Genomic DNA, 14,316 nt, shown 5'->3' on the forward strand with positions numbered 1-14,316 from the left:
CGCCCGTTCCGGTTCACCGGGCGCCCTGGGCGCTGCGAGCACCGTCCTGCCCCGCGGCCGCCATCACCTCGGCGTAGCTGCGCCGGTTCCAGTCGAAGGTCGTCCAGGAGCCGGCGGGCCGGGTCGGATCCTGCACCCGCACCGGTTCGGCCGCCGCCGGGGCGTCGAGGTGACCGGCGCTGCGCAGCCAGCTGTCGTCATACACCGTGTCCTGATAGCGATAACCCTCATCGGGCAGCATCACCACGGTGAGCGCGCTCGGGTTGGCCGCGGCCCACCAGCGGGCCGCGAGGTAGGCAGCGCCACCGGACGGGCCCATGAACAGGGCGTGCTGCTGGTGCAGTTGCCGGGTCGCGGCATAGGCCGCCGTCGCCGAGCACCAGTGCACCTGATCGAAGACCCGGTGATCCAGATTCGCCGGCATCAGGCTCATGCCCAGCCCGCGCAGTTCGCGGTGACCGTCGGCGTGGCCGAACAGCACGCTGGAATGGGTGTCGACACCGATCGCGCGGCACTCGGGCAGCACGGTTCGCAGGTTGCTGACCGTGCCGCACATCGAGCCGCCCGAGCCGACCGGGCCGACCACGCAGTCGACCTGGCCCAGGCACTCCAGGAACAGCTCGGCCACCGTGGCATAGGACCGGGGGTTGTCCGGATTGGAGTACTGCTCAGGGCAGAAGGTCGACTCGTGCTCGGACTTGACCTCAGCGAGCCGGGCCAGCCTGGCGGCCTGATAGCCACCGGGCACGGCGCCGGCCGCGGCCGGCACCCGGTCCACCACCGCGCCCAGGTCGACCAGCCGCCGGTACAGCCGCTCGTCGATCACCGGGTCGCTGACCAGCACCACCCGGCGGTTCATGTGCACGCCCTGCATGGCCAGGGCCAGCCCGAAGGTGCCCGAGGTCGTCTCCACGATGACCGTGTCCGGACCCAGCAGGCCCTGCGCCTCAGCCCGCCGCAGGATGTACCTGGCCGGAATCATCTTCATCAGGGTGAAACAGGCCCCGTACAGGTTCGGAGCCAGCCGGATCAGCCGGGGCACCTGATAAGTCTCGGTCGCCTCCTCGAACGCGGTCTGGATGCTCATCCGGTCAGGACCTCCATGTTCAGGCTCGATCCGTGGGTCAGGGTCGCCGAGACCCCGATCAGGCCGAGGATCGAGATGCCGGTGGTGGCCGCGCTCAGTTCGAGTTCGGCGGCACACTGGCGCAGCCGGCTCTCGGCGTCGGCAGGCAGGGCGTCGAAGATCAGCCCGGCTACGGTGCCGCTGTGCGCCACCTGAATGCCGCAGCCGCCGTGGCGCAGGCACAGCCGCAGCAGGAACTCCAGATGGGGTTTGGGAAGGTAACGCTCGTTGATGCGCGAGCTCGCCGTCGCCACCCGCCCCAGCAACGCGGTGTCGCCCAGGGCCACCGCGCGCCGCAGCGCCGCTCGCAGCACCCCGAAGCCGGCGATCTCGGCCTCGTCGTAGTCCGCCGGGTGCAACCGGAGGGTGTCGACCCGGGCGCCCGGCTCGGTGTCGCAGCTGATCACGAACATCGGCGGCAGGCGGTGACCGAAAGTCTCGAGCACCACGCCGTCCCGATGGCCGAACAGCACCACCCGGTCATCGATCATGATGGAGTCAGAGGCGCATTCGGCCAGCACCGCGAGCCGCGCCACCTCGTCCTTGGACAGCTCGACTCCGTGGAAGTCGGCCACCGCGCGGATGGTGGCGGTGACGTCACTGGTGGAGGACCCCATTCCGATTCCACGGGGGACGTCACTGGTGATCTCGACCCGCCCCCCTTTGGCAGCCGCCGGGTGGGTGGCAAACCGCCGGAGCGTCAGCATCGCGGCCCGCCTGACCTTGGTCAGCTCGGGCGGTCCGAGGACTCCGGCGTGGCTGTAACTGGGGTAGAACGCGGCCCGGGTGCCCCGGTCGGGTTGCGGCAACGTCACCAGCGCGCGGCGGACCTCACCGGCGTCGTCGTAGAACATGCCTTGCAGCAACTCGCCATGATGGGCCGGCGCGTGACCGACACCGGCATCCAGGCTCGCCAGCTGACGCTGGCGGTCATCGGCCGGTGACCGTTGGAGAACAGGTGCCGACATCCACCACTCTTTCCCGCGCCGGAGCCTTCTCCAGCGCCCTCGATGCGGTCAGACCGCTGCCTTGGTGACCCTGAAGATCAGGCTCTCGTGCTGGTGGACGTAATCGCGGTACCCGACATGCGGTGGCTCCCACCAGCTGGCGACCTCGACCGACTCGGCGCTCATGCCGACCGAGGTCAGCAGCTTGGTCAGGTCGTCGGCGTCGAAGAACCGGCAGTAGAAGTCGAAGTGATCGATGTACTCCTTGGGAGCGATCTCGCGGATGTTCGGATCCGACACCTGGCAGTCGTTCATCGTCCACATGTTGGCGATCAGGCTGCCGCCCGGCGCCAGTACCCGGTGGAGCTCGCGAAGCGCGTCCTCGGGGTTGGTCAGGTGCCCGAGCAGGTCCCAGCAGAAGATGCCGTCGAGCGAGTCGTCGAGAAATCCGGTGGCGAACGCGTCGACCTCGACGAACACGACCCTGTCACCGACGCCGGCCTTGTCGGTCACCGTCCGGGCGATCGCCATCGCGTTGGCCGAGGTGTCACCGCCCAGCAGGATCGGAGCCCCGGCGGCCAGTGGCGGCAGGTTTCGCCCGTCACCGCAAGGCAGATCGAGTATCACCGAGGCAGAGTTCTGCTTGAACAGCGCCGCGGCGGTCTCGGCATAGGGAACCGGCGGATCACCCCACAGGTTGGAGTGCCCGTTCAACGCGGGCTCGTACGCGCCGTTCCACAGGGGAATGGCGGCTTCGTCCCGAGAAAGTGAGTCTGTGTCCACCGAAGCTCCCGAATGCTGGCCTGACGGCGGTCCGCGAACAGCGCACCGTGAACGTCATGAAATAAAAGGTGAAGCAATCACTGTGATGAAAGCTCGAAATCCACTGCCAATGGCTGAAAATCACCGGCGGGATGTCGTTGAAGGCTACAAGGGTAAGGTCTTCTTCCGCAATGCCCCGAAATGATCTGTGAGTGGGTTTCTCCTTTACTTTCCGTGATATCTAGGTGACTAGCTATGCCGCGACCCACCCGCGCGGCGCGGGCTAGCGGGCCGTGCCGTCACGTCCGGTCAATGCGGCCAGCGCGACCGAGTCGGCGCCATGACCGGCGCTCAGGGATCCCAGCAGGCAACGCAGGGCTAGCGCGGTGTCGAAGTTGGCCAGTCGCAAGGACTGCTCGGCTCTCTCCAACTCACCTGCCGCCAGCTCAGCAGGCAGGCCGGCGCCGGTGAACGTCCCGTCCAGCAACGGCCGGACGTATTCGCTGAAGGCTCTGAAAGCTTCGTCGGTGAAGTTCGTCTCGTAACGATCCGGGCGGTGCCAGGACAGGAACAGCCTTACCAGCTCGGGGTCTTCGGCCGCCAGGAACTCATTGGCCCACAGTGCGTGGTTGCGACTGCTGGAGAACTTCAAGCCCTCCAGCAGGAACAGCTCGTTCACCGTGGCTCCCTGCATCTTGGGCTCGGCCACCCCGGCCGCCGCGAAGATGGCCGGGTACAGGACCGCGAAGTAGAAGGCGTTGTCAATGCCGTTGAAGTGCCAGAGCCCGTCGAACTGCTCCTCCCAGGTGCGCACCCACTCGGCGAGGCCGTCGGCTTGCGGGTTCACGGTATGGGCCGGACCGTAGAGGTAGCTCAGGCCCAGCTCGGCGGGAAAGTCGATCCGTAAACCAGAAAGCGCGCCGGTGCCCTCGATACCCCAATCGGTGGGATAGGCGACGGGGTAGTCCGGTAGCGGTGAGTTGAGGTACTGGCCGATCACCGACCGGACCCGGCCAGGCAGTTCCGCCCGGGTCCACTCAGCGATCAGCTGCTCCCGGTGATTCTCCAGGCGTAACACCGCGACTTCTGCCACCATCGCCTTGGGATCACCGCCGCACCTGGCGCAGCTGGGGTGGATGAGAGTGCTGGCCGAGGTGAATCCGCCGCAGGGCTCGCAGGACAGCCCGTTGGCGCCACTGCCGCAGCTGGGGCACTTGCCTACCACGTAAGCGTGATGCAGTGTCCGGCCGCAGTCTGAACACTGGTGCAGCACCATCTCGCGCATCTCCAGGCTGCCGTTGACCAGCATCTGGTTCAGCATGGAGTTGATCGCTTGCTCGAACGCCGGTTGCTCGGGATCGAGAAAGACGTCGTAGCCGATCCGGGCCAGTTCGAAGGCGACCTTGATCTGCGAGCGGTAGTCGGCGACCAGCTCGTGGACATCGACGCCGAGGTTCTCCGCCTTGGTCATCACGAAGTTCGGGTGCACGTCCACGCCGGCGAGGGCGAACACCCGCTCGCCGCGGCCGCGCGCCGCCCGCGAGGCTATGTCGGCGGCCAGGAAGGGCCCGGAGAGGTGCCCCACGTGCAGCGGCCCGTTGAGGGTCGGCTGGGGGATCACGATGACTGTCATGCCGGTGGAACGCTCGGTCATCGAGGCGACTCCAGTTCAAGAGAGTGGGTGGACATCTGGGAGAGTTCGATGTCGAGCCGCGCGGTGCTTGACGGCCTCGCCAGATCAGAGCTCGGGACACGGTCATCCAGGAGCTCAAGGGTGCAGCACTTGACCGCCCCGCCGGCCTTGAGCAGCTCGGAGGTATCCACCCCGATGGGGTTGTAACCCCGTTCGCGCAGCAGCTGGATGAGCCCGGTGGCCGTCTGCGGCAGCACTACGTTGTAACCGTCGGACAGCGCGTTGAGTCCGAAGGCCAGCGCGTCGGCCAGACCGGCGTGAATCGCGCCGGGGTACAGCCTGCGCAGGACCAGTTGGCTGCCGGGCGAGAAGGCGGCCGGGAAGTACATCACCTGGCCGGCGCCGAGCACCGCCAAGGCGGTGTCGAGGTGGTAGAACCGCGGATCTACCAGCGTCAGGCTCACCACCGGGCAACCGAAGATCTCCTGCACCTGGCCGTGCGACAGCCGATCGGTCCGAAAGCCGGTTCCGGCCAGCATCCGCTGGCCGTCATAGAGGTAATCCCCCTGGCCCTCGTTGATGTATTCGGGCTGCTCGACCTGAACGAGGCCATCGGCCACCAACCAGTCCCGGTAGGCCGGCGCCTCAGCGGTGCGCTGGGAGTAGCGGTACTTGGCGATCAGGAACCGGCCGTCCAGCACTGTCGCGCCGTTGGCGGCGAAGACCATGTCGGGCAACCCCTCGACCGGTTCGATCAGCTCGACCACGTGACCGAGATCCCGATAGACCTCGGTCAGTCGCTCCCACTGCGCTGTGGCCAGCGCGGTGTCGACGGGCTTGCTCGGGTTCATCCAGGGATTGATCCGATAGGTCACGTCGAAGTAGGTCGGCGGGCACATCAGATAGCGCTTGGTTTGCATCGGCACATCGTTGTGTCGCATGCGCAACCTCCTAGGATGACGGGGCGATGCTCGACGCGAGGTCTCGACTTCTCGAGTCGCTCCACGGCGTATCTGTCATGGTCGCCGGTTGGCCGACCAGCTTTACCTCGATCTTGGAGGCGTAGTCCTCCAAGGTCTGCTTGACCTCGTCCGCGCTGTCGCCGGTGACCACCAGGAAGCCCAGGATGTTGTTGCCGTCCGGCGGGCGCTGGATGATCGCGCCCGGATGCGCGGTGATCCGGGCCAGCAGCGTCCGATCGGACTCGCTGACCTCCGCGGGGACCGAGACGTACTCCAGCTCGCCGGCCTGGCAGATCAGGCAGGTGCCCATCATGTGGACCCCGGTCGGGCGGTAGTCCCCCACCTGCGGCCGGATACCGCGAGCCACGTCCATGGTGGCGAGGATCGGGCAGTAGCCAGCGGTCACCCGCGCCACCATGTCCAGGCCACCGCCCCCTGGCCGGACCGCGATCTCCACCAGATAGGGCTTGTCGCGGTGGAACCGGATCTCGGCGTGCATGACGCTGCGGTGCAGGCCATGGGCGAGCGCCGCGGCGGTGATGACCTGCTTGATCTCAGCGAGTTGATCGCCGGTCAGGGTCGTGGGCGCCACGTGGACGTCGTCGTCGAAGGTCGCGCCCTCCACGGTGGCCCGGTCGACGATCGAACCGAGAAAGACCTCGTCGTCCCAGATCACCGCCTCGAACAGGTATTCCCGACCATCCAGGAACGATTCGACCAGCAGGCCGTGCGGCCCGCAGTCGACTCCTTCGGGCTCCAACTGGTAGGTCACGATCCCATCGATGCCTTCGGCGGCGTCCTGGTAGCGCTGTTCCAACTCCTGGGGGCTGTCGACCCGGAACACGAAGAAACTGGCTGCCCCCAGGGTTGGCTTCAGCACCACCGGATAGCCGAATTCAGCTGCCGCGTCCAAGGCCGCCTGCAGATCGGTGACGAACCGGAATCGCGGGTGCGGCACTCCGCCACGCTCGTGGGCCTGCCGCATCCGCAGCTTGTTGCGGCTGTTCAGGGCTGCTTCCAGCCCGATGCTGGGCAGCCCGAGAGCTTCGGCGACCAGCGCCACGGTCGTCACCGAGGACTCGCTGAAGGTCAGCACACCGTCGAAGTCCTGCTCGGCATGCCAGTCGAGCGCTGCCGCCACGATGTCCTTGACCTCGGCGGAGTCAATCACCCGGTAGCGCGGAGCAGGCCAGTAGTCAGGCTCACCGACACCCTGCAGCAGGTGCAGATTGCCGCCGTACTCATCCACCTGCCGGTAGCGAGGCAGGTAGTAGGCGCCATATTGCTGCGCCTCGATTGCCAGGAGTTTCATGGACGTTCCTTCGGTGCCATCGACCGGCCGCTAGCGTGCGGAGATGACGGACTGGTAGCGCTCGGTCATCTGCGGGTCCCACCACACGCTGTACATCCTGAAGTCCTCGTCACCGACGTTGACGATCTGATGGGTCTCACCTGGCGGCAGGTAGGCGGTGTCGCCGGCCACGAACGGGCTCAGCTTGCCGTCGGAGGAGATCGTCGCCGTGCCGGAGGCGGCGATGAAGATCTCGAACTCGTGATGCGCGTGCGGCGTCGTGCTCGCGCCTGGTTCCAGAATCGCCCAGGCGCCTTCGAACGGCGTGTTCAGCTGCGGCCAGGGCAGCAGCCGCTGGGTCAGCACCCCGTACTCGGCGCACAGGTTGTCGCGGTCGAGACTACGGATTTCCATGGACGCTCCAGCGAGGGTTGGGAGTTGGTTGGGTGGTACGGGGTCGATTCAGACCGCGACCGCGGCCGCACTGGCCAGCGGCTGCTCCGTAGGCCGGCTCGCGAGCAGGTCGTGGACGATTTCGCCCGCGCGGATGGCGAGAACGCTGATCAACGAGTCCGCGATCCCGTGGCTCTCCTCATTGATCCCCTGCAGGTAGCAGTTCGCGGTCACCGCAGGCGGCATGATCATCCGGTACGAGCGGCTCACCAGGAACTGCTCGACACCGACCAGACCGGCGATCTGGCGCACCAGCGCGGGCAGGCTGCGCTCGAAACCGGTTCCCAGCATCACGACGTCGCAGCGCAGCTCGTCGTTCAACTCGCCGATCCGATCGGCCAGGCCGAGCACGACCTCGTCACCGTCCATCCGAGCGTGGTTGACGTCAACGGCGGTCACCATGCGCAGCCGCTGCGTCCCGGTGAGCCGCTCGAGGTACATCTGGCGGTAGATGGTGTTCAGCAGCTCGGGGGTCACGCCGGCGTAGTTGGTGCGCCGCATCTCCTGCAGCACCCGCTGCCGCGCCTCCGGGCGGGCCGCATAGAAGGAGTCGGTGAAGGACGGAAAGTATTTCTCGTTGGTGAACTTGCTGGTCTGGTAGTAGTCCAGCCCGATCGATCGCATGATCATGGAGCATTCAGCAGCCGGCATCCGCTGGTGCGTCTCCCACAGCATCTCGGCGGCGCTCTGCGCCGCGCCGACCACCGCGATCCGGTGCGGCGCGTCAGGATCCAGGTGCGCGATCCGGGATGAGTACTCGGTGCTGTGGATGACCCGCTCTCGTGGCAGATCCCGGAAAGCCTCTGGGATATGGGCATCCCGGCCGACGCCGATCACCAGGTTGCGGGCGGCGATCGCCGATCCGTCGGTGAGTCGCACCAACCACCCGGTGATCACGTCATCGCTCGACCTGATCGCTTCGATCGTCTCGCAGCGGCGGCCGTACTGGACCTGCACCCTGGACAGGGACTGGGCGACCCACTGGAGGTAGTTGGAGATCTCCAGCCGGAACGGCAGGAAGCTGGCCATGTTGATGAAGTCATGCAGCGTGCCGGTCGAGTGCAGAAAATTCACGAAGGAGAACCGACTGCACGGATTGCGCATCGTCACAAGGTCTTTGAGGAACGAGACCTGGCTCTGCGTCCAGGGAAGCATCATTCCGCGCTGCCAGACAATATTCTCATGTTGCTCGATGATTAACGTCTTGCTGGCGAAGTCGGCGGGAGCCATTTCTTCGATGGCTATCGCCAGAGCCAGGTTGGACGGTCCGGCGCCAATCGCGAGAAGCTCGACCTCTTGATGATCCAACGCAATAACCACCCTTGCTTGAATGTTTCACAGTCGGACACGACTGCGAAGCGCGGATCCGTATCGACGGAAAAGCCTCCCAATGAAGCCTGGGGCTTAGGCCTGGCAGCCTGCGGTGATGCGACAATACACCTACTATCTTGCTCGTCAATAGGCTTAACCAGTTAGCATTCCGCGCCCTGTCGATCCGCACATATGCCAGATCATGCCCCATCGGCAAATCACACGTTGGCACAGAGTTCGACGCCCGTGCCGCAGGCACCCAGCTGCCTGTGACTGCCCCACTTCGTAGCTCGGGCCCTAGAAATCCAGTCACCATCACGTGACACCGGGTCACGCATTTTGACTGCAGCATTCGCCGGCGCGTCGCCAGAATCGGCCCACCAGCATTGACCTCACCAGAGGAGTGGCGGGGTGAAACGACAGCGACGGGCGCCGCGGCTGGTTGCCGCGGCGCCCGTCGCAGGGCCTATCGCGCGAACTGGCTCGCTGCTGAACCACCTAGCGCCGAACGAGATGCCCTATCAGCCTGCTCAGGTCAGGTCAGGTTGACGATCTGGCGCATACCCATGCGGGAGTGCGAGGCGCCGGTGGTGCTGTCGGGAACGAAGCAGAGCAGCGCGTTCAACCCCGGCGGCAGATCCATCTGCGCCACCACGAACCGCCCGGGTGACAAGGCCTGCACGCCACGCACCGGGCCTGTGAACGGATTGTTCGTGCGCGGCAGGTTGTTGTTGAGCTGGTAGTAGTACAGGTCGAGGTCGGCGTTGGTGGTGCCCTCCTTGACCGTGCGCCAGAGCGCCTCGTGCAGCTGGTCGGAGTCGTTGTAGATCAAGGTGCTGCCGCTGGCGGGCATGCTGTCCGGCGCATGGAAGACCGGCATGCCGTGGTGGCCCTCACTCGCACTCGTGCCGATGACCGTGCTGAACTCGGGCATGCCTTCCCACTTCGCGTTCCCGTGCACCTTCAGCTCGTGCGTGGGTGGCGCCGCCGATCCGGGCGCACCGATCTGGTTCTGGTCGAAGAAGTAGTAGGTGCCGGCCTCCATCGGAATGGTGATCGAGATCGCCGTCTCCGGGGTGGTCAGCACGCCGCCGACCAGGGTGGCGTGGGCGAGCAGGTTGCGATGGCCTTCAGCGCGCGTCGCGGCCACCGAAGACAGGCCGAGCTGGAAGTCGGACATCACCTGATCCAGCGTGGACCCCTCGTTCACCGTAAGACCCGCGAACGCGTGGCCCCCGGCATCAGGCGAGGTGACCCGGAAGGTCACGAAGCCCGCATGCACCGCATCCGGCAGGTCGAACCCGGCGCTGGTGATGTTGACATCTATGACCGGCGCTTTCTTACCCCACGACGCCGGGATCACTACTTTGCCGTGCTCGGCGCCGATAACGGTGGACGCGGTGGCCGGGCTGGCGAACGCGACCGCTCCCATGGCGATCACCGATGCGGCTAATCTAAAAGATCGTTTGCCGACTATGGACATGGACATCTTCCTCTCGAGGAGTTCTGGCGGTTCTGAGCCGGCAAGTCAGGCACTATTAACGTCGAGAAATAGCTGAAGTGACGGAAAAGAACGCGACCGCACGGCCACGCCAGCACTCCCCGTATTTTCGATGTCGTCGACGGGCAGAAATGATTGCACCGGCAAACGTGTCGACTACCTTCGCAAGCGCTGTCAGATACGAAACCGTGCAATTCGGTCTCGTTTCTTGAACGCCTCCGATCTTGAAATCAGATGGGCCGCAGCCGACAATCTGCTAGTCGGCATCGCGGATGCTAGGACCCCACTCGAAGCATTGTCAATCCCTCGACTTAATACGGGTGCGCGTTATACCGTCACACGTCGAGGAAGCCGATGGAGCGGCAGAATGATCGCCGGACGACACCAGAAAAGATGACTGCGGCCGACGTGGGGGTCACCTAGCTGAAGGTTCTGGGCCAATCGGTGGGTAGCGTGGCCAGGTAATCCGTCGCGGCCTTCCTCGACACGACTATGCACCATGCGTCCAGGACCAGTTCAGCCATCTCAACCGGCCCGATCTCGCTGGTCCGGGCCACCACCCACTGGTATCGCTGATCGGATTTGCGGGGCATCATGAACTTCGCCGGCTCGGCCGCGATCAACGCGTCCCGCTGTTCCCGGGGATACCCGAAACCCATCGTGGACTCATCGGGAGACAGGGAGACGTAGACGATCCGACCAACCCGGAACTTGACGTGGTCGCGCACCAGGCCTTCGGTGGTGCGCGGCAGGCTCATCGCGACCCGGCGAACCTGCTCGGCGGTGACCGCCATGGTCTTTCCTCCCCCGGCATCAGTTGGGTCGAACAGTAGCAACCCGCACGCCTGCTGGCGCTGTTCGACGTGAACTGTATCTGCTGTAATCACACCGCATTCTCGATCGTCGAACCGCTAGCTGCTCATCAAGGAGACCCCGCTGCCGATGTCGAGCGCCCCCTTCCTCCGCAGCCGACCAGCCGCCGCGGCCGGTCAGCGCCGGTGGCGCGAGCCGATCAGATGACCGGTGTCAAGGCGGCCGCGCCGAAGGACGACGCCGGCGTGTGGATCACGCTGCGCGAGTCCTCGGTGCCGGTCCGGGCGATGCTGGCCGGCGTCCTGATCAACCAGCTGGGTGGGTTCATCCAGACGTTCCTGGTGCTGTTCCTGACCGAGCGCGGCTTCAGCCAGGTGCAGGCCGGGGTGGCCCTGGGCTGCTATGGCGCCGGTTGCTTCCTGGGAGTCCTGGTGGGCGGGGCCTTCTCGGACCGGCTCGGGCCGCGGTCGGCGACCTTCGCCTCGATGGCAGGCTCTGCCGTGCTGCTGATCGTGGTGCTGTACGTGCGCAACTACCCGGTGCTGCTGACCGCTGTGACGCTGGTGGGCCTGGTCAGTCGCTTCTACCGGCCGGCAGCCGCGGCGATGCTGTCGGAGCTGACTCCCCCGCACCGGCAGGTGATGATCTTCGCGGTGTACCGGCTGGCCATCAATGTCGGCACCACCGCCGCGCCGCTGCTGGGCGCGCTGCTGATCTCGGTGTCCTATGAGGCGCTGTTCTGGGCCGATGCGATCACCGCCGTGCTGTACGCCGTGATCGCCTTCCTGACCCTGCCCAAGCGACCCATGCATCCCCGCCAGTCCGACGCCGCCATCCGGCGGGCCAGTGGCTACCGGGCGGTGCTGGCAGACCGGCGCTACGCCCTGTTCCTGCTGGCCACCTTCGTCAACGTCACCGTCTACATCCAGTACGTCAGCACGCTGCCCCTGGCGATGAAGGACGCCGGCCTGGCCATGCTCTGGTACAGCGTGGCGATCTCGCTGAACGGATTCATCGTGATCACCTGTGAGCTGCTGCTGACCAAGGTCACCCAGCGACTGCGGCTGAAGTTGATCGTCAGCATCGGCTTCGGGCTGCTGGCGGTCGGCCAGTTGATGTACGCGCTGCCGTGGGGGTTGTGGGTGTTCCTGGCCGGCACCCTGATCTGGACGATCGCCGAGATCACGGCCGGGCCGACGATGTCCTCCTATCCCGGCCGGGTCGCGCCGGACCAGTTACGCGGACGCTACATCGCCTCGATGCAAACCATGTTCAACCTCGGCGCGGCGGTCGGCCCGGCGCTGGGCGTCGCGGTCTACCAGGCAGTCGGCTCCCAGCTCTGGATCTGGTGTGCGCTGGCAAGCATCCTCGGGCTGTGGCTGGCGCTGCTGGGCATGCGTGAACCTGACGCCATCATCGCCGCCCGGCTGGCGGCGGCTGAGACGGCCCGAGCCGCCGAGCCGATCGAGCCGGTCGAGCTCACCAAGCCGGTTGCGCTCACCAAGCCGGTTGCGCTCACCAAGCCGGCCGAGCCGGCCGAGCCGGCCAACCCGAAGAACCTGGCCCCGCTGGCCGGTGAGAAGTGACCAGCCACGCCGGGCTGCGAGCCCGGCCACCATCCGAACAGGACGGACCCACCATGAGCGGCGCGTCGCTGACCGAGCAGTACCTGTCCGGCTTTGCCGCCAGTGCAGTGCGGGCCGGTGAGATCCTCGACGGTGTCCGGCCCAGCACCGTCGACACCGGTTTCATGGGCCGCTCGCTGAGCCGGCCGGCCTTTCTCGACCATGCGGCCATCAGCCGGCTGAGCAGCGACCTCGAGCAGCTGCACGTGGCGCTGACCGGACTGCCCGACCGGCTGTTCGGCGGTGACATGGCCGCCTTCGCCCGCGCGGTCGGGGCCACCGAGACGCAGGCCGACATCATCCTGCGCGGGAGCGGCAGCGTCCCCTCGCGGATGGGTCGAGCCGATTTCTACCGCGACGACTCGGGTTTCCGGCTGCTGGAGATCAACTGGGGCGCGGCCCTCGGCGGCCTGGACTGCGCGATCCTGAACCGGGAGATGATGCGGCAGCCGTTCATCGGCGACTTCATCCGAGAGCACCAGCTCGGTTATGTGGATCCGATGGTGGAGCTGGTGCACACGCTGTTCACCGAGTGCAAGGTGCCGACCGGCAGCACGCCGGCGGTCGCGCTGGCCGACTGGCCGGAGAGCTACAAGACCCTGGAACCGCGGCTGCGCAGGAACGTCGAGGACTACGCCAGGTTCGGCATCGAAGCTCATCCGTGCCACATCGGACAGCTGCGCTATGCCGAGGGCCGGGTCTGGCTCGACGATGTCGCGATCGACGTGGTGTACCGGCTGTTCCTGATGGAAGACCTGCTCGACGAGGCGGGCCCGGCCCTCATCGAACCGGTGCTGCGCGCCGCCGAGCGTGGTGAGGTCACCATCTTCTCGCCGATGGATGCCGACCTGTACGGCAGCAAGGGGGCGCTGGCGCTGCTGTCCGACGAGGCGAACCGGCAGCGCTACCCCGCCGAGACGCTGGCCATCCTGGATCGGATCCTGCCGTGGACCCGGATGGTGCGCTCCGGTCCGGTGACGGTGTCCGGGGCCAGCGTCGACCTCGTCGACTACGCGCTGGCCAACCAGCGCGAGCTGATCATCAAGCCGACCCTGATGCACGGCGGCATCGGGATCGTCGCGGGCTGGCTGACCCAGCCCGCTGACTGGCGGGCCTGCCTGGCCGAGGCGATGGATCGGTCTTTCATCCTGCAGCGGCGGATCCACCCGGTCGCCGAGAAGTTCCCGACCGACTCGGGCACGGAGGACTGGACCTTGACCTGGGGCGCCTTCATGGCGCATCGAGGCTATGGCGGGATGTTCGTGCGCGGCAGCCGGGATCCTGACGGCACGGTGAACATGAGCACCGGCGCCACCGCGACCTGCTGCTTCACCGAGGTCGGGCCTCCGGCTCAGCCGGCCTGATCGACGCTGACGACGAACTGGAACACCACTGCCCGTGGCGAGTTGCCCAGCTGCCGGCCGGCCCGATCGGGGCTGCCGAGCACCGTCAACGACTGGGTGCCGGACATGGTCATCGGCACCGTGAGACGGTAGCGAAAGACACCGTGCTCATCGGCCCGGCCACCGGGAACGGCGCTCGCGCCTGTCGAGTGGCGCAGCAGGACCGGCTCGGCGGCGCTGAACCCGGTCACCACGATCTCGGTGCTGGAACCGGGTCGCAACCGCGCCGGACTGGAAAGCTGGCGTCCCCCGCCGTCGAGGCCACGCAACTGGACGCTGTGATCGACCGGTCGCAGGACGGGGAACACCCCACCGGGAGCCATCCAGAGCGAGGCGGGCACCGACAGGGACAGCGCGCCCAGGGCACCCACCGCGACCACCGCGGCGCGAAGAGACCGGGCCGAGTCTCGCGGCATGAAGGCAGGTCCTCCCTGTGGGGCGTCGGGACTCCTATCGGCCGTCCAACCCCGGGGCTGAACACAATCGCCC

General features: G+C 66.4%; 14 protein-coding genes. 3 read left to right on the forward strand and 11 right to left on the reverse strand.

Annotation, left to right across the window (positions count from 1 at the left end; translation table 11 throughout):
• Positions 1–13: 13 nt before the first annotated feature.
• The 3 genes from VF557_14900 to VF557_14910 are packed head-to-tail and all read right to left on the reverse strand — an operon-like array spanning position 14 to position 2,856.
• Positions 14–1,087 carry a cysteine synthase family protein gene (locus VF557_14900; GenBank protein HEX8081497.1) on the reverse strand — a complete coding sequence of 358 codons (1,074 nt, stop codon included), beginning with the start codon at positions 1,085–1,087 and terminating at the stop codon, positions 14–16.
• Positions 1,084–2,094, reverse strand: a complete 1,011-nt coding sequence (locus VF557_14905) for a hypothetical protein (GenBank protein HEX8081498.1) — start codon at positions 2,092–2,094, stop codon at positions 1,084–1,086. Before VF557_14905 ends, VF557_14900 begins: the two co-directional genes overlap by 4 nt.
• Before the next feature lie 48 nt (positions 2,095–2,142).
• Positions 2,143–2,856 (reverse strand): class I SAM-dependent methyltransferase, encoded by a 714-nt coding sequence (locus VF557_14910; protein ID HEX8081499.1) that lies wholly within the window; start codon positions 2,854–2,856, stop codon positions 2,143–2,145.
• On the opposite strand from VF557_14910, the gene VF557_14915 reads away from it, so the two are divergent.
• Positions 2,849–3,040: a hypothetical protein gene (locus VF557_14915; GenBank protein ID HEX8081500.1), complete on the forward strand. Its 192-nt coding sequence runs from the start codon at positions 2,849–2,851 to the stop codon at positions 3,038–3,040. The two genes, VF557_14910 and VF557_14915, sit on opposite strands and share 8 nt — an antisense overlap.
• A gap of 78 nt (positions 3,041–3,118) precedes the next feature.
• On the opposite strand, the gene VF557_14920 is transcribed toward VF557_14915, so the two are convergent.
• From VF557_14920 to VF557_14950, 7 genes are all read right to left on the reverse strand, one after another.
• Positions 3,119–4,489 (reverse strand): class I tRNA ligase family protein, encoded by a 1,371-nt coding sequence (locus VF557_14920; GenBank protein HEX8081501.1) that lies wholly within the window; start codon positions 4,487–4,489, stop codon positions 3,119–3,121.
• Positions 4,486–5,409 carry a hypothetical protein gene (locus VF557_14925; protein HEX8081502.1) on the reverse strand — a complete coding sequence of 308 codons (924 nt, stop codon included), beginning with the start codon at positions 5,407–5,409 and terminating at the stop codon, positions 4,486–4,488. The genes VF557_14920 and VF557_14925 overlap by 4 nt, the downstream gene beginning before the upstream one ends.
• Before the next feature lie 10 nt (positions 5,410–5,419).
• Positions 5,420–6,742, reverse strand: coding sequence for an ATP-grasp domain-containing protein (locus tag VF557_14930; protein HEX8081503.1), 1,323 nt, complete (start codon positions 6,740–6,742; stop codon positions 5,420–5,422).
• A 30-nt stretch (positions 6,743–6,772) separates the two neighbouring features.
• The gene (locus VF557_14935) at positions 6,773–7,135 is read right to left on the reverse strand and encodes a cupin domain-containing protein (GenBank protein ID HEX8081504.1); all 363 of its coding nucleotides are present in this window, start codon (positions 7,133–7,135) and stop codon (positions 6,773–6,775) included.
• A gap of 48 nt (positions 7,136–7,183) precedes the next feature.
• Positions 7,184–8,482, reverse strand: coding sequence for a SidA/IucD/PvdA family monooxygenase (locus tag VF557_14940; GenBank protein HEX8081505.1), 1,299 nt, complete (start codon positions 8,480–8,482; stop codon positions 7,184–7,186).
• A gap of 538 nt (positions 8,483–9,020) precedes the next feature.
• Complete coding sequence (locus tag VF557_14945) at positions 9,021–9,968, reverse strand: hypothetical protein (protein HEX8081506.1); 948 nt, start codon at positions 9,966–9,968, stop codon at positions 9,021–9,023.
• A 437-nt stretch (positions 9,969–10,405) separates the two neighbouring features.
• Entirely contained in the window at positions 10,406–10,780 is a 375-nt protein-coding gene (locus VF557_14950; GenBank protein ID HEX8081507.1) for a hypothetical protein, read from the reverse strand.
• A 222-nt stretch (positions 10,781–11,002) separates the two neighbouring features.
• Here VF557_14950 and VF557_14955 point away from each other — a divergent pair, with 222 nt between their 5' ends.
• Together VF557_14955 and VF557_14960 are read left to right on the forward strand one after the other, a co-directional pair.
• A complete protein-coding gene (locus VF557_14955) occupies positions 11,003–12,385 on the forward strand; it encodes an MFS transporter (protein ID HEX8081508.1) in 1,383 nt (460 codons plus the stop codon).
• A 53-nt stretch (positions 12,386–12,438) separates the two neighbouring features.
• Complete coding sequence (locus VF557_14960) at positions 12,439–13,788, forward strand: hypothetical protein (protein ID HEX8081509.1); 1,350 nt, start codon at positions 12,439–12,441, stop codon at positions 13,786–13,788.
• Here VF557_14960 and VF557_14965 read toward each other — a convergent pair.
• Positions 13,776–14,243: a hypothetical protein gene (locus VF557_14965; GenBank protein HEX8081510.1), complete on the reverse strand. Its 468-nt coding sequence runs from the start codon at positions 14,241–14,243 to the stop codon at positions 13,776–13,778. The genes VF557_14960 and VF557_14965 overlap by 13 nt on opposite strands.
• Positions 14,244–14,316 lie beyond the last annotated feature (73 nt).

This window comes from Jatrophihabitans sp., assembly GCA_036389035.1.
GTDB lineage: Bacteria > Actinomycetota > Actinomycetes > Mycobacteriales > Jatrophihabitantaceae > Jatrophihabitans_A.